Origin of the sequence: Methylobacterium sp. J-070 (assembly GCF_022829385.1) — a bacterium.
Classification (GTDB): Bacteria; Pseudomonadota; Alphaproteobacteria; order Rhizobiales; family Beijerinckiaceae; genus Methylobacterium.
Window position 1 is genome coordinate 1 of sequence record NZ_JAKSXX010000251.1, and the last position, 16859, is coordinate 16859.

The 16859-nt window shown below is 71.3% G+C and carries 16 protein-coding genes; 8 read left to right on the forward strand and 8 right to left on the reverse strand.

Annotation, left to right across the window (positions count from 1 at the left end; translation table 11 throughout):
* The 5 genes from MKL01_RS29675 to MKL01_RS29695 form a co-directional block, all read right to left on the reverse strand.
* The coding region (locus tag MKL01_RS29675) for a KUP/HAK/KT family potassium transporter (RefSeq protein WP_243908826.1) at positions 1 to 219 on the reverse strand (219 nt) is incomplete at its 3' end.
* A 285-nt stretch (positions 220 to 504) separates the two neighbouring features.
* Positions 505 to 1389, reverse strand: coding sequence for a carboxylating nicotinate-nucleotide diphosphorylase (gene nadC / locus MKL01_RS29680; RefSeq protein ID WP_243908774.1), 885 nt, complete (start codon positions 1387 to 1389; stop codon positions 505 to 507).
* Positions 1386 to 2909: an L-aspartate oxidase gene (locus tag MKL01_RS29685; RefSeq protein ID WP_243908775.1), complete on the reverse strand. Its 1524-nt coding sequence runs from the start codon at positions 2907 to 2909 to the stop codon at positions 1386 to 1388. Before MKL01_RS29685 ends, nadC begins: the two co-directional genes overlap by 4 nt.
* Before the next feature lie 2 nt (positions 2910 to 2911).
* The gene (gene nadA / locus MKL01_RS29690; protein ID WP_243908776.1) at positions 2912 to 3922 is read right to left on the reverse strand and encodes a quinolinate synthase NadA; all 1011 of its coding nucleotides are present in this window, start codon (positions 3920 to 3922) and stop codon (positions 2912 to 2914) included.
* A gap of 148 nt (positions 3923 to 4070) precedes the next feature.
* Entirely contained in the window at positions 4071 to 4901 is an 831-nt protein-coding gene (locus MKL01_RS29695) for an aldo/keto reductase (protein ID WP_243908777.1), read from the reverse strand.
* A gap of 248 nt (positions 4902 to 5149) precedes the next feature.
* Here MKL01_RS29695 and paoA point away from each other — a divergent pair, with 248 nt between their 5' ends.
* From paoA to MKL01_RS29715, 4 genes are all read left to right on the forward strand, one after another.
* Positions 5150 to 5800: an aldehyde dehydrogenase iron-sulfur subunit PaoA gene (gene paoA, locus MKL01_RS29700; RefSeq protein ID WP_243908778.1), complete on the forward strand. Its 651-nt coding sequence runs from the start codon at positions 5150 to 5152 to the stop codon at positions 5798 to 5800.
* A 10-nt stretch (positions 5801 to 5810) separates the two neighbouring features.
* Positions 5811 to 6785: an FAD binding domain-containing protein gene (locus MKL01_RS29705; protein WP_243908779.1), complete on the forward strand. Its 975-nt coding sequence runs from the start codon at positions 5811 to 5813 to the stop codon at positions 6783 to 6785.
* Between the two features lie 23 nt (positions 6786 to 6808).
* A complete protein-coding gene (locus MKL01_RS29710) occupies positions 6809 to 9031 on the forward strand; it encodes a xanthine dehydrogenase family protein molybdopterin-binding subunit (protein WP_243908780.1) in 2223 nt (740 codons plus the stop codon).
* Positions 9032 to 9127: 96 nt separating this feature from the next.
* A complete protein-coding gene (locus tag MKL01_RS29715) occupies positions 9128 to 10669 on the forward strand; it encodes a class I adenylate-forming enzyme family protein (protein WP_243908781.1) in 1542 nt (513 codons plus the stop codon).
* 71 nt (positions 10670 to 10740) lie between these two features.
* On the opposite strand, the gene mgtE is transcribed toward MKL01_RS29715, so the two are convergent.
* On the reverse strand, positions 10741 to 12111 hold the full coding sequence (gene mgtE / locus MKL01_RS29720) for a magnesium transporter (RefSeq protein ID WP_243908782.1): 1371 nt from the start codon (positions 12109 to 12111) through the stop codon (positions 10741 to 10743).
* A 419-nt stretch (positions 12112 to 12530) separates the two neighbouring features.
* Between mgtE and pqqA (MKL01_RS29725) the strand changes: the two genes are divergently transcribed.
* The 3 genes from pqqA (MKL01_RS29725) (at position 12531) to MKL01_RS29735 (ending at position 13921) form a co-directional block, all read left to right on the forward strand.
* Positions 12531 to 12620 (forward strand): pyrroloquinoline quinone precursor peptide PqqA, encoded by a 90-nt coding sequence (pqqA, locus tag MKL01_RS29725; protein ID WP_007559223.1) that lies wholly within the window; start codon positions 12531 to 12533, stop codon positions 12618 to 12620.
* A gap of 93 nt (positions 12621 to 12713) precedes the next feature.
* The gene (gene pqqA, locus MKL01_RS29730; protein WP_007559225.1) at positions 12714 to 12803 is read left to right on the forward strand and encodes a pyrroloquinoline quinone precursor peptide PqqA; all 90 of its coding nucleotides are present in this window, start codon (positions 12714 to 12716) and stop codon (positions 12801 to 12803) included.
* 164 nt (positions 12804 to 12967) lie between these two features.
* Entirely contained in the window at positions 12968 to 13921 is a 954-nt protein-coding gene (locus tag MKL01_RS29735) for a class I SAM-dependent methyltransferase (RefSeq protein ID WP_243908783.1), read from the forward strand.
* 4 nt (positions 13922 to 13925) lie between these two features.
* Here MKL01_RS29735 and MKL01_RS29740 read toward each other — a convergent pair whose 3' ends face one another.
* Positions 13926 to 15173: a NupC/NupG family nucleoside CNT transporter gene (locus MKL01_RS29740; RefSeq protein ID WP_243908784.1), complete on the reverse strand. Its 1248-nt coding sequence runs from the start codon at positions 15171 to 15173 to the stop codon at positions 13926 to 13928.
* 56 nt (positions 15174 to 15229) lie between these two features.
* On the reverse strand, positions 15230 to 15871 hold the full coding sequence (locus MKL01_RS29745; protein WP_243908785.1) for a TetR/AcrR family transcriptional regulator: 642 nt from the start codon (positions 15869 to 15871) through the stop codon (positions 15230 to 15232).
* Positions 15872 to 16006: 135 nt separating this feature from the next.
* On the opposite strand from MKL01_RS29745, the gene MKL01_RS29750 reads away from it, so the two are divergent.
* Positions 16007 to 16858 carry an SDR family NAD(P)-dependent oxidoreductase gene (locus MKL01_RS29750; RefSeq protein ID WP_243908786.1) on the forward strand — a complete coding sequence of 284 codons (852 nt, stop codon included), beginning with the start codon at positions 16007 to 16009 and terminating at the stop codon, positions 16856 to 16858.
* Position 16859: the final 1 nt, after the last annotated feature.

Below are 16859 nucleotides of genomic sequence, written 5' to 3' on the forward strand. Positions count from 1 at the left end.
ATATTTCAACGACACGATCAGGATCAACGACCACAGGATCAGCGACACCGCCCCCGTGGCCGCCGCCGGGACCGAGGCGCCGCCGGCGGTCGCCGCCTTCACCGCCTCCTTGAACGCGTAGAGCGGGCTCGTGCCGATGTCCCCGTACACGACGCCCAGCGCGCCCAGCATCAGCGCGGCGCCGGGCCCGTGCCGGACCGCGCCGGGCTTGCGCGCCACCGGCGCCGCTGGGAGATCGACCGCCGGGGCAGCTGCAGGGTGCAGGGCTTGGCTCACGGGCAGGTCCGGTGGATGGCGTCGCTGTTGGGCGAAACCTTAGCGCGTCGGCCGCGCGGCGATAGACTGCAGGCGTCTACGCAGCGCCGATGACAAAGACTTGTCACCCGATCGTGATGACCCTCGAAGCCCGCTCAAGCGGCGATCTCCGATCCACAGCATCGTGCCGACCTGCCGCGCGACGGACGCCTCAGGCGCGGGGATGACGGCCATGCCGCAGCTCGACGCTCAGGCGGCGTCCAGCCCCAGATCGATGATCGCCGCCGAGTGGGTGATCCAGCCGCAGGAGATCAGGTCGACGCCCGAGGCCGCCACCGCCCCGACGGTCTCGCGGGTGATCCGGCCCGACGCCTCGGACAGGGCGCGGCCGTCGATCATCGCCACCGCCCGGGCGAGCAGGTCGGGACCCATATTGTCGAGGAGAACCGCGTCGATCCCCACCGACAGCGCTTCGGCCAGCTGCTCCAGGCTGTCGACCTCGCACTCGATCTTGACCAGATGGCCGGCGCGCGCCCGGGCACGCGCGATCGCCGGCACGATGCCGCCCGCGACGGCGACATGGTTGTCCTTGATCAGCACCGCATCGTCGAGGCCGAACCTGTGGTTCGAGCCGCCGCCGGCCCGGACCGCGTGCTTCTCCAGGGCGCGCAGGCCCGGCGTGGTCTTGCGGGTGCAGACGATCGACGCCTTGCCGTGCGGACGTGCCGCCTCCACCAGCCCGTGGGTGGCGGTGGCGACGCCCGACATCCGGCACAGCAGGTTCAGGGCGACCCGCTCGGCGGTGAGGATCGCGCGGGCCGGCCCGTCGAGCCGCAGGACCACGTCCCCCGGCGCCACCCGGGCGCCGTCGCCGCGCTCGACCGTCACGGCGACCGCCGGGTCGACCAGCGCGAAGGCGATGGCGGCGGCGTCGGTGCCGGAGATGACGCCGTCTTGGCGGGAGGCGATCACGCCGCGCATGCGCGCGCCCGGCGGCACGATGGCGTCGGTGGTGATGTCGCCGGCCCGGCCGAGATCCTCGAGCAGGGCGGCGCGCACCACCGGCTCGACCAGGAGCCGCGGCAGGGGCAGGATCTCTTCGGACAGGACCGAGTGCGTCGCTGCGGGGGTCATGGCGTCAGCGCCTCCTCGGCGGACGGGACCGCGCGGAGCGCGGCGTTCAGGTCGGCCAGCGTCGTCTCGGTGTGCGTGGCCGGGGCGGTGTGGGGGAAGTCGCTGCGCCAGTGGGCGCCGCGGCTCTCCTCCCGGGCCAGCGCCCCGCGGGCGATCATCAGGGCCACCAGGGCCGCGTCGCAGGTCTCCGCCCGGGGCGTCAGGGCGGCGACCGCCCCGGCGAGCCCGGCCGCGTCGCGCACGACGCCGACCCGGCCCTCCATCAGCGCCCGGATCGCCGGCAGGTCGCCGGTCGGGCGCGCGGCCGCGACCTGGGGCAGGATGGCGGACGGCGGCGGCGCGTCCAGCCCGTCGGCGATGAAGCGGGCGTAGGCGAGCCCTTCCAGCAGGGAGTTGCTGGCGAGGCGGTTGGCGCCGTGCAGGCCCGTCGAGGAGACCTCGCCGCAGGCGTAGAGGCCGGGCACCGAGGTGGCGCCGTGGGCGTCCACCTTCACGCCGCCCATGTGGTAGTGCGCCGCCGGACGGACCGGGATCGGCTGCACGGCCGGGTCGATGCCGGCGGCGGCGCAGAGGCCTGCCACCGTCGGGAAGCGTCGCGGCATCGCGGTCCCGAGCGCCCCGCGGGCGTCGAGGAAGACCGTGCGACCCCGCTGGAGCGCCTGGAAGATGCCGCGCGCGACCACGTCGCGCGGGGCGAGATCGCCGCCCGCGATGCCGGCCATCACGGGGGCGCCGGTCTCGTCGATCAGGCGGGCGCCCTCGCCGCGCAAGGCCTCGGTGGCGAGGGGCATCGGGTCGGCGCCGGCCGCGATGGCGGTCGGGTGGAACTGCACGAACTCCATGTCGCGCAGCACCGCGCCGGCCCGGGCGGCCAGCGCCAGCCCCCGGCCGAGGGCGCCGGGCGGGTTGGTGGTCGCCGCATAGACGGCGCCGACGCCGCCGGTGGCCAGCACCACGGCCCGGGCCGGGATGCGGAAACGGGCGCCGTCGCGCTCGGCCACGATCCCCGCGACGGAGCCGTGGGCGTCCCGCAACAGGTCGCAGGCCCTCGCCTCCACGACCTCGACGGTGGGCGTGGCCAGCACCGCCCGCACCAGCCCTTCGAGGACCCGCGCGCCGGTGGCGTCACCGCCGGAGCGGACGATCCGGCGGCGGCCGTGCGCGGCCTCCAGGCCGAGGGCGAGCGCCCCGTCGTCGGTGCGGTCGAACGGCACGCCGATCCGCACCAGCCAGTCGATCAGCCCGGGCCCCTCCCGGGCGACCCGCAGCGCCACGTCGGGCTCGGTGAGCCCGGCGCCGGCCGCCTCGGTGTCGGCGGCGTGGAAGTCGGCAGCGTCGTCGCCGCCGACCGCCGCGGCGATGCCGCCCTGCGCCCAGCCGGTGGCGGTCCCGAGGCCGAGCGCCGAGGCGGTGATCAGGGTCACCGGACGGGGCGCGAGGCGCAGCGCGACGCTGAGGCCGGCGACGCCGCCGCCGACCACGACGATGCGGTCGGCCATGTTCGGAGCGATGGCGTTCATGGCTAGCGCACCAGCAGCATGCGCTCGACCGCCGCCCGGGCGCGGTCGGCGAGCGCCGGATCGACCGTGACCTCGTGGGTCATCGTCTCCAGGGCGCGGCGGATATTCTTCAGGCTCATCCGCTTCATGTGCGGGCACATGTTGCAGGGCTTGATGAACTCGATGTCCGGGTTCGCGGCCGCGATGTTGTCGGCCATCGAGCACTCGGTCACCAGGACGACCTGGCTCGGGCGCTTCTGGAGGACGAAGTCCATCATCATCGCGGTCGAGCCGGAGAAATCCGACTCGGCCACCACGTCCGGCGGGCATTCGGGATGCGCGATCACCGTGACGCCGGGGTAGCTGTCGCGGACATCGCGGATGTCGGCCGGGGTGAAGCGCTCGTGAACCTCGCAGTGACCGGCCCAGGTCAGGATCTCGACCTCCGGGATCTCGGCCTGGACGTTCTGGGCCAGGAACTCGTCCGGGATCATCAGCACCCGGGGCGCGTTCAGCGACTTCACCACCGCGACGGCGTTGCCGGAGGTGCAGCACAGATCCGACTCGGCCTTCACGGCGGCCGACGTGTTCACGTAGGTCACGATCGGCACGCCCGGATATTTGGCCCGCAGGGCGCGCACGTCCGCCGCGGTGATCGAATCGGCCAGCGAGCAGCCCGCGCCCATGTCGGGGATCAGCACGGTCTTGGCCGGATTCAGTAGCTTGGCCGTCTCCGCCATGAAGTGAACGCCGGCCAGCACGATCACGTCGGCATCGACCGTCACCGCTTCGCGGGCCAGCGCGAGGCTGTCGCCGACGATGTCGGCCACCGTGTGGAAGATCTCCGGCGCCTGATAGTTGTGCGCCAGGATCACGGCATTGCGCTCCCGCTTCAGACGCAGGATCGCCTCGATGTCCGGGGCGAGCGCCGGCCATTCGATCGCCGGAACGTGCCGGCTCACCCGGGCGTAGAGATCCGGCAGCGGCAGGCCCGGGACAGGCACGCGGGAGACGGGTGACACGGTCGACGCCATGGCGTCCTCCATTATGCTCAGTTTGAGCATTGTGCCGTCTAACTTATGGGGGCCGAAGCGGTCTGTCCAGATATGCTAGCTGTGAGCATAAATCTTTTGCGGTGCGGTGTTATGGTGCGCTGCCACAAGCGGCGCGGCGGCCGGCTGCTCAGCAGAAGGTCGCCGGGTCCGGGCCGATCCGGCCGTCGGGCCGGTCGAGGGCGGCCATTTGGGCCATCTCGTCGGCACGGAGCTCGAAGTCGGACAGGGCGATGTTCTCCAGGATGCGCGCGGGCCGCGCCGTCTTCGGGATCGCCACGCAGCCGATCTGCATCTGCCAACGCAGGACCACCTGGGCCGGCGTCTTGCCGTGCGCCTCCGCGATGGCGACGACCGCCGGGTCGTTCAGCTCCTTGCCCTGACCCAGGGGACTCCACGCCTCGGTCACGATCCCGAGACGCGCATCGTCGGCCCGGGGCCCGCTCCGCTGGAAATGCGGGTGCAGCTCGATCTGGTTCACCGCGGGCGTCACTCCCGTCTCGCCGACCAGCGTGGCGATATGCTCGGCCGTGAAGTTGGAGACGCCGATCGACTTGGCCCGCCCGTCTTCGCGGACCTGGATCAGCGTCCGCCAAGTCTCGACGAACAGGCGCCGCTGCGGGCAGGGCCAGTGGATCAGGTAGAGGTCGACGTAAGGCAGGCCGAGGCGCTTCAGGCTCTCGTCGAAGGCACGCCGGGCCTCGTCGCGGCCCTGGCGGTCGTTCCAGAGCTTGGTTGTGACGACGATCTCCTCCCGCGGGACCTGCGCGTCGCGGATCGCGCGGCCGACCCCCGCCTCGTTGCCATAAGCCGCCGCGGTGTCGATCAGGCGGTAGCCGGCTTGGAGCGCGCGGCCGACGAGGTCCGGTGCCTCCGCGTCGGAGAGCTGCCAGCAGCCGTAACCGATCTGGGGGATGCGGCGCCCGTCATTGAGGGCGAGGGTCGGGACGGTCGCGGCCATGCGATGAGGCTCCGAGGGCGTTTTTCAGCCCTCAGGTGGACCGGCGGCACCGCCGGACAAGGCCGGCCCCGGGCGTCCCACGACGTTCGAACGGTTCCGTCGGACGCCGCCGAGCGTCTTGCGCGATCCGCAACCGCGCTGAACGGGCGCAGTCTGGACCGGATCTAATCCGCCGGGCCGGGCGTTGGCGCACCAGATTCCAGGCTGCGACGTGCGTCCGGCGCACCGCGCACGAGCGGGATGACAGCATGACCGACGTGATTCCGAAGACGCCGTTCGCCGTGACGCGGCGCGCCGTGGTGGAGGGCGCCGCCGCGGCGGGCGTTCTGGGAGCCCTCGGGTTCCGCGCTACCCCCGCCGCGGCGGCGCCGGGCGATCCCGCCCCGCAGACCCTGCCGGTGCGGCTCACCATCAACGGGCAGGACCAGGACCTCGTGCTCGACACGCGCACCACGCTCCTCGACGCCCTGCGCGAGCATCTGGCGCTCACCGGCACCAAGAAGGGCTGCGACCACGGCCAGTGCGGCGCCTGCACGGTGCTGGTCGATGGCCGGCGGATCAATTCCTGCCTGACCCTGGCCGCGATGCACGAGGGCGACCAGATCACCACCATCGAGGGACTTGCCTCCGGCGACCAGCTCCATCCGATGCAGGCGGCGTTCCTGGAGCATGACGGCTTCCAGTGCGGCTACTGCACGCCGGGCCAGATCTGCTCGTCGGTCGGCATGCTGAGCGAGGTCAAGGCGGGTTGGCCGAGCCACGTCACCGAGGATGTCGCGTCGACCCCGGCTCTGAGCGACGCCGAGATCCGCGAGCGGATGAGCGGCAACATCTGTCGCTGCGCCGCCTACCCGAACATCGTCGCGGCGATCCGCGACACCGCCGCCAGCAACCTCTGAGGGGGCGGAGATGAAGGCTTTCACCTACGAGCGTCCCGCCACGGTTCAGGACGCCGCAAGGCTCGCGGCGGAGCGCCCCAACGCGAAGTTCATCGCGGGCGGGACCAACCTTCTCGACCTGATGAAGCTCCAGATCGAGACTCCGGCGACGCTGATCGACGTCAACCGCCTGCCTCTGAACGCGGTCGAACCCACAGCGGACGGCGGCCTGCGGATCGGCGCGCTGGTGCGCAATTCCGACCTCGCCGCCGAGCCGCGCGTGCGGAAGGACTACGCCGTGCTGGCGAAGGCGCTGCTGGCGGGCGCCTCGGGCCAGCTTCGCAACAAGGCGACCACCGCCGGCAACCTGCTCCAGCGGACGCGCTGCTACTATTTCTACGACACGGCGATGCCGTGCAACAAGCGCGAGCCGGGGTCGGGCTGCGCGGCGATCGGCGGGTTCAACCGCATCATGGCGGTGGTCGGCGCAAGCGACTCCTGCATCGCCACCAATCCGTCCGACATGGCGGTGGCCATGCGCGCCCTCGACGCCACCGTCGAGACGCTGGATCCGAACGGGCAGGCGCGGACGATCCCGATCGCCGATTTCCACACGCTGCCCGGCGACACGCCCCAGATCGAGACCACGCTCCGCAAGGGCGAGATCATCACGGCCGTGACCCTGCCGAAGCCGGTGGCGGGCCTGCACATCTACCGCAAGGTGCGCGACCGGGCCTCCTACGCCTTCGCGACCGTGTCGGTGGCGGCGGTGATCGCCGGAGCCGAAGGCGGCAAGCCGCAGGCCGCGCGGCTGGCCTTTGGCGGCCTGGCGCACAAGCCCTGGCGGGTGGCCGAGGCCGAGGCGGCGCTGGTTCGGACCGGTTCCGCCGACGCCGCCGCCGACGCCGTGCTGCAGGGTGCCCGCGGCTACGGCAGCAACGACTTCAAGATCCCGCTGACGCGGCGGACCCTGCGCGCCGTCGTGGCGCAGGCGACCCGCGCGTAGCCCTCCCGATCAAGGACCGTCCCATGGAGATGAACCAGCCGATCGGCCGGACGCCGCTGGACGAGCGTCCCGACGGCCTCGTCGGCAAGCCGTTGAGCCGGGTCGAGGGCAAGCTCAAGGTCACGGGCCGCGCGCCCTACGCCTACGAGACCCGGGCGCTGCAGAATCCCGCCTACGGGTTCGTCGTGACCGCGACCATCGCGTCGGGCACCATCCGCGCCATCGACGCGGATGCGGCCCGGCGGGCGCCGGGGACCCTTCTGGTCCTGACCCACGAGAACGTGCCCGAACAGGGCGAGAAGAAGGAGCAGGTCTGGCCGCAGCTCCAGGGCACCGACGTCAAGTTCTACGGACAGCCCGTCGCCTTCGTGGTGGCCGAGACCTTCGAGCAGGCCCGGGCGGCCGCGATGCTGGTGAAGGTCCAGTACGACGCCAAGACGCCCAAGGGCCGGCTCAAGGACGCGCTCGCGTCGGCCTACGAGCCGAAGCCGGTCAACTCGCCTCCGGATTCGAAGCTCGGGGATTTCGATGCGGCCTTCGCGGCGGCGCCGGTGAAGCTCGACGTGGAATACGTCACGCCGAACCAGATCCACGCCCAGATGGAGCCGCACGCCACGATCGCCTCCTGGGAGGGTGACGGCGTCGTGCTGCACACGGCCAACCAGATGCCGAACCGCGGCCAGAAGGCGCTGGGCTCGGTGCTCAAGCTGCCGCCCGAGAAGGTGCGGATCGTCAGCCCCTATATCGGGGGCGGCTTCGGCGCGAAGCTCCAGGTCCAGCCGGAGGCGACCCTGGCGATCCTGGCCTCGAAGGTGATCCGGCGGCCCGTGAAGGTCGCGCTCACCCGCCAGCAGGAATTCCACGTGGCGACCCACCGGACCGACACGATCCAGCGGATCCGGCTCGGCGCCGACCAGGAGGGCCGGCTCTCGGCGATCGGCCACGAATCGTGGTCCGACACGGCGGAAGGCGACGGCTTCTTCGAGACCTCGGCCAACGTCACCCGCTCGCTCTACGCGGCGCAGAACCGCGTCACGCGCCACAGGCTCGTGAACCTGAACATGCCGATCGCCTCGTCGATGCGCGCGCCGGGCGAGGCCGTGGGGCAGCTCGCCTTCGAGTGTGCCATGGACGAGCTGGCCGAACGACTGAAGATCGATCCGGTCGAATTGCGGATCCGCAACGAGCCGGCCGAGGATCCCGAGAACAAGGTGCCGTTCTCCACCCGCCAGCTCGTCCCCTGCATGCGCGAGGGCGCGCGCCTGTTCGGCTGGGACAAGCGTCAGGCGGCGGGCAGCCGGCGCGAGGGCAACTGGCTGGTCGGCATGGGCATGTCGGCCGCCGCCCGCCTCAACCCGCTGATGCCGTCCTCCGCCTCGGTGCGGTTCGGGCCGGACGGGGTGCTGGTCGTCCGAATGGCGATGACCGATCCCGGCACCGGCACCTACACGATCCTCACCCAGATCGCCGGCGAGATGCTGGGGCTTCCGCCGGAGCGCGTGCGGGTGGAGATCGGCGACACCGCCTTTCCCTACGCGTCGGGGTCCGGCGGCTCGTTCGGTGCCGCCTCGGCGGGCTCGGCGCTCTACGTCGCCTGCGACAACCTCCGGCAGGCGTTGCTGAAGGTCGGAGGCCTCAACCCGGAGGGCGCCACCTTCCGCGACGGGGCCGTCACCGCGGGAGGCCGGACGGTGTCGCTCGCCGACCTCGCGGGTCCGGGTCTGGAAGCCTCGGGCGAGATCAAGCCCGGGGAGATGAAGAAGAAGTTCTCGCAATATTCCTACGGCGCGCATTTCGCCGAGGTCGGGGTCGATGTCGACACCGGCGAGATCCGGCTGCGGCGGATGCTCGGCGTCTTCACCGGCGGGCGCATCCTGAATGCCAAGACCGCCCGCAGCCAAGCGATCGGCGGCATGACCTTCGGGGTCGGCGCCGCCTTGATGGAGGATGCCGTGGTCGATCCGCGCCACAGCTACTTCGTGAACCACGACATGGCCGAGTATCACGTGCCCGTGCACGCCGACATCCCGATGATCGATGCGGTGTTCCTGCCGGAACTCGACGACAAGACCAATCCGCTGAAGAGCAAGGGGCTCGGCGAACTCGGGATCTGCGGTGCCGGCGCGTCGCTGGCGAACGCGATCCACAACGCCACCGGGATCCGCGTGCGGGAATACCCCCTCACCCTCGACAAGATGCTCAAGGGCTTCGAGGAGCAGGAGGGCCAAGCGCAGCGGCGGACCTGATCGGGACGGCCCGGGGGGCCGATCTCCATCCGCGGTTGACGGCCGGGCGCGCAGGCGGGACACCCGGCCAAAAGCCCGAATGTGGGGAAGCGCCCGGTGCCCGACAGCCTGTCCAACGACCGCCATCCGCCGGCGCGGTTCAACGCGGCCCGCTACGGCCTCGCCGAGAACGCCCGCCTGCGTCCCGACAAGACCGCGCTGATCATGGTCGGCGACGACAGCGAGGCGCGCCTCACCTTCGGGGAGGTCGAGCGGGCGGTGCGCGCCATCGCGGCGGGATTGCTCGGGCTCGGCCTCAACCGCGGCGACCGGGTGATGATCCGGATGGGCAACGAGGCCGATTACGTCCTGGTGTATTTCGGCGCGCTGGCGGCCGGCCTCGTGGCGCTGCCGTCCTCGCCGCAGCTCACCGAGGGCGAGGCGGCGTTTCTGATGGAGAATTCCGGCGCCGCCGCGGTGGTGATCGGCAGCGGCTGCACGGTGGGGTCGGACGCCCTGGGCGGCCGCCTGCTCCTGGATGCAGCGGCGGTCGCCGCGCTGAAGCTCGGGCCGCCCCTGCCCGACTACGCCGACACCGCGGCCGACGACCCGGCGATGCTGATCTACACCTCTGGCACCACCAGCCGGCCGAAGGGCGTGCTCCACGCCCACCGCGCCGCCTATGGCCGGCGGCCGATGCTCGATCACTGGCTCGGACTCACCGAGTCCGACGTGATGCTGCATGCCGGCACCATGAACTGGACCTACACGCTGGGCGTGGGCTTGAGCGACCCGTGGTCGGTGGGCGCGACCGCGGTGCTCTACAACGGCCCGCGCGATCCCGCCGTCTGGCCGCGTCTCATCGCCCGGCACGGTGCCACGCTGTTCGCCGCGGTCCCGACCCTGTACCGCCAGATCCTGAAGTACGGCGCCCTCGAGGCCCATGATCTGTCGAGCCTGCGCCACGGCTGCACGGCCGGCGAACCGCTCTCGGTGGAGCTGCTCGACGCCTGGACGCGGGCCACCGGAAAGCCGCTCTACGAGGCGCTCGGGATGAGCGAGATCTCGACCTACATCTCAAGCGGCCCGACGATTCCGGTCCGTCCCGGCTCGCCCGGCAAGCCGCAGCCCGGGCGGCGCGTGGCGATCCTGCCTCCGGAGGGCGAGCCCGTGCCGCTGCCGGCGAACGCGACCGGGCTCCTGGCCGTCCACCGATCCGAGCCCGCCCTGATGCTCGGCTACTGGAACCGCCCCGAAGAAGAGGCCGAGGTGATGCGCGGCGACTGGTTCGCGGGCGGCGACCTCGCCCGGATCGACCCGGACGGCTACCTCTGGTTCGAGGGCCGCAACAACGACCTGATGAAGGCGATGGGCTACCGGGTCTCGCCCAACGAGGTGGAGGCGGTGCTGTCGGCCCACCCGTCGGTCGCCGAGGTCGGCGTGGCCGAGCTGCCGGTACGCGCGGACGTGTCGGTGATCTGCGCGTTCGTGGTGCTGCAGCCGGAGGCCGAGCCCGATGCCGAGGCGCTGCTCGCGTGGTGCGCCGAGCGGCTCGCCGCCTACAAGCGTCCGCGGGAGATCCGCTTCCTCGACGCGCTGCCGCGCACGGCGAACGGCAAGGTCCAGCGGAAGCGGCTGGCCGGGGCTGTATTGGGCTGAGGAAAGCCGCGCGCACGCCCTCGCCCCCCCTTTGCGGGGGAAGGAGTGGCACGGTTCTCGAGTGCGAGCGCCTACAGCAACGTCCCGCGCAGGATCAGGAGCGCCACCGAGAAGTAGATGACGAGCCCCGTCACATCGACTAGCGTCGCCACGAACGGCGCCGACGCGGTGGCCGGATCGAAGCCGACGCGCTGGAGCAGGAACGGCAGCATCGAGCCCGAAAGCGAACCGAACGTCACGATCCCGACCAGCGCCGCGCCGACCGTCGCGGCGACCAGCGGCCAGTGCTCGCCGTAATCGTACAGGCCGAGCTTCTGCCAGGCGACGATCCGGATCACCGCGATCACCCCGAGGATCGACCCGAGGAAGATACCGGTCGGAAGCTCCCGCAACGCGACCCGCCACCAGTCGCGCAGGTGGATCTGGTGGAGGGCCAACGCCCGGATCAGCAGCGAGGTCGCCTGCGAGCCGGAATTGCCCCCCGAGCTCATGATCAAGGGGATGAACAGCGTCAGGACGATCGCCTTCTCCAGCTCGCCCTCGAAACCCTGCATGGCCGAGGCGGTGAGCATCTCTGAGAGGAACAGGGCACACAGCCAGCCGGCGCGTTTCCGGATCATCGTGAAGAAGCCGATGTCCATGTAGGGCTCGGGCAGCGCCTCCATGCCGCCGAAGCGCTGCACGTCCTGGGTCTGCTTCTCGATCATGGCGTCGATCATGTCGTCGACGGTGACGATGCCGATCACGTGGCCGACCGCGTCGACCACAGGCAGCGCAAGGAGGTCGTATTTGGAGATGAGCCGGGCCGCCTCCTCGCGACTCGCGGTCGGCGAGACGGCGAGCGGCCGCCGGCCCGGCGCGACGCTGAGCACGTTGTCGTTCGGATCCCCCGAGATCAGCCGGCGCAGGGGCACCGCCTTGGTCAGCGCACGGGTGCGCGGGTCGAGCACGAAGATCGCGTAGATGGTCTCGCGGGTCTTCTCGACATGGCGGATGTGCTCCAGGGTCTGGCCCACCGTCCAGGTCCCAGGAACTGTGACGAACTCGGTGGTCATCAGCGAGCCGACCGTCTCCTCGCCGTAGGCCGAGAGCCGGTCCACGGCGCCGCGGGTCTCGGCGTCGAGGCGCGCGCGCAGGTCGGACCGGCCGGGCTCCTCGATCTCCCGGAACACGTCGGTGACCCGGTCGGCCGACATGCCCGACAGGTAGGCGGCGACCCGATCCCGCGGCAACATCTCGATGATGTCGGCGGCGCAGTCGAGCTCCGGCTGGTCGAGCACCTCCACCGCCCGATCCATCGGCAGGCCGAGCAGGATCGCGGCGGCGACCTCTGGGGCCTCGTCGTTGAGCTTCTCCACGATGTCGGGGGCGCGTTCGTCCGAGAGCCGCGCGGCCAGCACGGACGGGTCGACGCGGGTGTCGAAGGGGGCGATCTCGTTCATGGCCTCGCCTCGTGGTTACGAGGCGACGCGGCGCCGGTCATCCTGGGTCAAGGCCGTGGCCGGCCGCGGCGCCGGTCGCCCCGCGGCCAGGCCTCTCAGCGGCTCAGGCGGGACGACGGCGCGTGGCCGGGCACGGCAGGCACGATCGGTCGGGCACGTCGCTTCGCGGGTCGCTGCTGAAGGGGAGCGCAACCTCGCCGGGGACGATGTCGCGCGGCTGCGTCGTGCGCTCCCGCGAAAACGCCGTCAAGCCGAAAGCCCTCCCGGATCGGACGATCCGCCCCGTCCGGGGGAGGGCCGCGGGCGGGTGTCGCTTGGCGGCATCAGCGGTCCCTATGAGAAATATAAGTGTTGTGCTCACTTGTATTGCGTCCAAGATATTGCCTATATGCCTCTCACCAACAACGAGGAGAAACGCCATGGCTTGGTCTGCCCCGATCGTGTCCGAGATCTGCGTCGGCATGGAAGTCACGAGCTACGAGTCGGCCGAGATCGACACCTTCAACTAAGACGCCCGTCGGTGAACCGCGCGTGGCCCGGGGCTAGCAGCTCCGGACCGCGCGGTCCCTGATCCCACTGCTTGCATTTAACCGGAGGAAATCATGGCCTGGTCCGCTCCCGTCGTGTCCGAGATCTGCGTCGGCATGGAAGTCACGAGCTACGAGTCGGCTGAGATCGACACCTTCAACTAAGTCGTCGACAGCGCGTTTTTTTTGGGCGCCGCTTCCCGGGAAGCGGCGCTTTTGTTTTGTGCGGCCCCCGGCACCGGCGCGGACCGGCTTGACGCCTTCGCCGAAACCTGACCGGCTGACGCCCGGGCAGGCGACCACCGTCTGCGGAGCGAGCGGGGACGGATTTGGCGGACAGCGCATACCCGGCCGATCGGACGATCCCGCCCTGCCCGATCACCGGCGCGCCCGCCCGGCGCTGCATCGAGCGTCTGGACGCGGCTTTCCTCACGCTGCTCTGGCGCTTCTCCGGCCGCGTCGATGTCGGCAAGCTGCTGCTGCCCGCCGGGACCTTCCGGCTGTGGGAATCGCCTACCGGCCTGATCTTCTTCGATCCGCCCGTGGCCGGCGACGCGGCATTCTACCGGGTGTTCTACGGACAGATCGCGGCGCACGACAAGCTCGCCGGGCCGGCGACGGAGCGGCTCGAATTTCGACGGGCGGCCGCGCATGTGGCCGACGGCGCCCGGGTGCTCGATGTCGGGTGCGGCCATGGCGGGTTCCGCGCCTATGTGCCGAATGCCGCCTATACCGGCCTCGACCCGAACTTCTCCGCCGAGGATCCCACCGGCGCGATCCTTGACGAGACCGTGGAGGCCCACGCGGCCCGCCTCGGCCCGGTCTACGACGTGGCCTGCGCCTTCCAAGTGATCGAGCACGTGGCGGATCCGTTGGGCTTCGCCAGGGCCCTGGCGGCCTGCGTGAGGCCCGGGGGGCTGGTCCTGATCGGCACGCCGCTCTGGCCCTCGCCCAACACCACGATCCCGAACTTCGTCATCAACGCGCCGCCCCATCACCTGACGTGGTGGACGCCCGCCGCCCTGGAGGCGCTGGCCGGAACGCTGGGCTGCACGCCGGAGGCGGTCCACGCAATCGGCATGGACCGGCACGATTCACTGATCCACTGGATGGCCAAGGTGACCCCGGTCCGCTGCCGCGACCGCTTCTTCCGCCAGACCTGGCGCTGGGTGCTGGCGCTCGCCGTCGCCTATCGGATCGGCGCCTTCCTCGACCGTTGGCTGCCGGTGCCGAAGCGGACGCGGCCGAACGCCTTGCTGCTCGTGGCGCGCAAGGGCGCCTGACCCTTCACCCCACGAACAGACCCGCGATCGCCGCGCTCGTGAGGTTCGAGAGCGTCCCGGCCAGGATCGCCCGCAGCCCGTAGCGGGCGACCTCGGAGCGACGCTCCGGGACGAGGCTCGAGAAGCTCGCGAGCTGGATGGCGATCGAGGCGAAGTTCGCGAAGCCGCACAGGGCGAAGCAGACGATCGCCTGCGAGCGCGGATCGAGGCTGCCGGCCTTCAGGGTCGGCGACAGGTTGGCGTAGGCCAGGAACTCGTTGAAGGCGAGCTTCTGGCCGATGGCGCCGCCGACCAGGGCCGCCTGCTCCCACGGGACGCCGAGAAGCCACGCCAGGGGGCTGAGCGCCCAGCCGAGCACGCGCTCGAAGGAGGCGTTGGGGTATCCCACGAGGCCGCCGAGGGAGCCGAAGAGGCCGTCGGCCAGCGCGATCAGCCCCACGAAGGCGATCAGCATGGCGCCGACCGCCACCGCCACCGCGAGCCCCTTCTGCGTGCCGTCGGCCGCGGCCTCGATGAGGTTGGCCGCGCGCCGCTCGCCGAATTCGACCCGGGTGGTGGTGATCCGGGTCGGTTCCGTCGAGGGAACCAGGATCTTGGCGTAGAGCAGGCCGCCCGGGATCGCCATCATCGAGGCCGCGAGCAGGTAGGTCATGGGCACGCCCAGCGCCGCGTAGCCGGCCAGGATCGATCCGGCCGTCGAGGCCGCCCCGCTCGACATGACGGCGAACAGCTCGGCGCCGGTCAGTAGCGCCAGGAACGGCCGGAGCGCCACCGCGATCTCGCTCTGGCCGATCGCGATGGTGATCACCGCCGAGAACGACTCGATCGGCGAGGTGCCGAGGATCCGGCGCAGCACCGCGCCGAGCCCCCGGGCGAGGACCTGCATCAGCCCGAGATGATAGAGCACGGCGATGAGCGCGGAGACGTAGAGGATCTGCGGCAGCACCCGCAGCGCCAGGATGAAGCCCGCGCCGCCGAACAGCTCGAACATCTTCGGCTCGACGAGGCCGCCGAACAGGAAGGCCGTGCCGCGGTCGCCGTAGGACAGCACCGCGGCGACCCCGTCGGCGGCGGACCTCAGGGCCGCCTGACCGGCCGGCAGGAACAGGATCAGGGCGCCGAGCCCGACCTGCAGCGCGAGTCCGGCGAAGACCACCCGGGGACTGATGGCGCGCCGGTTCGTGGAGAACAGCACCGCGACGGCGAGCAGGACCAAGAGGCTGAGGCCGGCATGAATCAGGCGGTCGGACATCGGGTCCTTCGGGTCGAGCTTGGCTGGACCCTATGGAAGGTTCGGGCCAGGAGCGGTCAATCCGGGCGATCGGGTGCCAGATACGGGGCGAAGAGGGCGCGAACCTGCGCGAAGCCCCAGTCGAGGTCGGCCTCGGTCAGCGCGGCGCCGCCCTGGGGGCGGTGGTTCATCCAGTGGCTGGAGACGATCCAGGCGTTGTCGATGAGCCGCCCGAGGGCGTCCGACCCGATCCGCAGCCGACCCGCCGTCACGGCCGCCTCGAAGACGCCCCGGGCCAGAGCCTGCGTCTCGGCCCGGAGGGCATGGATCCGGGGTCGCAGAGTCGGGGCGATCTCCACCATGGCGATGCCGTCGCGATAGACGCAGCGGTAGCGCCAGATCAGGTCGAACCACGACCGCTGATAGGCGAGCAGCGCCTCCGCGGCGGCCGGATCCGGCGGCAACCGGCCGGCCACCGCCACCGCTTCGGCCTCGAACGCCGCGAAGACGGCCTCGACCAAGTTGGATTTGCGCGGGTAGTGGTACTGCAGGTTTCCCTCGCGGATCCCCGAGGCGGCGGCGATCTCCGCGGTGGTGACCTGACCGAGGCCCCGGGCGTTGAACAGCGCCAGGCTGACCGCGAGGATCCTGGCGCGCGTGCGCGGCGGCTCACGGGCGACCGCGTCCTCGTCCTGCGGTGCTGCGCGGCCACGGGACATCGTGTGCAACCTCGTCTCGGAAGGGGCGCGAGCGCCGTCCATCCGGCGGCTAGGGTGCCTACCCTAGACAATCCGCGGGGCTGGTTCTATCCCTCCGGGACGGTCCGGACCAACCGGCGACCCGGGAGGCGCGACGTGGCGCAGAAGTTCCAGCTCGCTGGCGCGGTCGCGCTGATCACCGGTGCGGGGAGCGGCATCGGAGCCGCCCTGGCGGCGGGGCTCGCGGCCCGGGGCTGCAGCCTCCTGCTGCTGGACCGGGATGCCGTCGGCCTCGAAGCGGCGGCGCGGGCGGCGCGCGACGCCGGCGCGGCTGTCGAGACCCGGGTCGTCGACCTCGTGGATGCCGAGGCGATCCGGGCGCTCCCGGAATGGCTCGAGAATGGCTTCGGACGGCTCGATATCCTGATCAACAACGCCGGCGTGGCCCTCGGCGGCCGGTTCGACGAGACCCATCTCGAGGATTTCGAATGGCTGATGGACATCAACCTGCGCGCCGTCGTGCGGATGTGCCACGCCTTCCTGCCGATGCTGCGCGCCCGCCCGGCCGCGCAGATCGTCAACCTGTCGAGCCTGTTCGGTCTGATCGCGCCGCCCGGTCAGGTCGCCTACTGCACCAGCAAGTTCGCCGTACGGGGGTTCTCCGAGGCGCTGCGCCACGAATATGCCGGCACCGGATTGGGCGTCACGGTGGTCCATCCGGGCGGCGTCGCCACCGGGATCTCCCGCAACGCCCGCGGCCGGCGTCCGCCGAGCGACCCCGAAGCGGCCCGCCGTGCCGCGGTCGAGGACGAGGAAGCCCGCGAGGCCTTCGGCAAGCTCCTGACCCTCGCCCCCGCGGAGGCCGCGGCTTCGATCATCCGCGGCATCGAGGCCCGGGCGCCGCGCGTCGTCATCGGCAAGGATGCCCGGAACGCGGCGCTGATCCAGCGGCTCATGCCGGTGGGCTACTGGAAGACGATCGTGCGACTCTCCGGCGGGAGCCTCTGAG

What these genes read in the sequence shown, in the direction of transcription:
- nadC (WP_243908774.1), bottom strand. Translation starts at nt 1,389, where the DNA reads ATGACCCCCGCAGCGACGCACTCGGTCCTGTCCGAAGAGATCCTGCCC.
- MKL01_RS29685 (WP_243908775.1), bottom strand. Translation starts at nt 2,909, where the DNA reads ATGAACGCCATCGCTCCGAACATGGCCGACCGCATCGTCGTGGTCGGC.
- pqqA (WP_007559223.1), top strand. Translation starts at nt 12,531, where the DNA reads ATGGCTTGGTCTGCCCCGATCGTGTCCGAGATCTGCGTCGGCATGGAA.
- MKL01_RS29695 (WP_243908777.1), bottom strand. Translation starts at nt 4,901, where the DNA reads ATGGCCGCGACCGTCCCGACCCTCGCCCTCAATGACGGGCGCCGCATC.
- nadA (WP_243908776.1), bottom strand. Translation starts at nt 3,922, where the DNA reads ATGGCGTCGACCGTGTCACCCGTCTCCCGCGTGCCTGTCCCGGGCCTG.
- MKL01_RS29745 (WP_243908785.1), bottom strand. Translation starts at nt 15,871, where the DNA reads ATGTCCCGTGGCCGCGCAGCACCGCAGGACGAGGACGCGGTCGCCCGT.
- mgtE (WP_243908782.1), bottom strand. Translation starts at nt 12,111, where the DNA reads ATGAACGAGATCGCCCCCTTCGACACCCGCGTCGACCCGTCCGTGCTG.
- MKL01_RS29705 (WP_243908779.1), top strand. Translation starts at nt 5,811, where the DNA reads ATGAAGGCTTTCACCTACGAGCGTCCCGCCACGGTTCAGGACGCCGCA.
- pqqA (WP_007559225.1), top strand. Translation starts at nt 12,714, where the DNA reads ATGGCCTGGTCCGCTCCCGTCGTGTCCGAGATCTGCGTCGGCATGGAA.
- MKL01_RS29740 (WP_243908784.1), bottom strand. Translation starts at nt 15,173, where the DNA reads ATGTCCGACCGCCTGATTCATGCCGGCCTCAGCCTCTTGGTCCTGCTC.
- paoA (WP_243908778.1), top strand. Translation starts at nt 5,150, where the DNA reads ATGACCGACGTGATTCCGAAGACGCCGTTCGCCGTGACGCGGCGCGCC.
- MKL01_RS29710 (WP_243908780.1), top strand. Translation starts at nt 6,809, where the DNA reads ATGGAGATGAACCAGCCGATCGGCCGGACGCCGCTGGACGAGCGTCCC.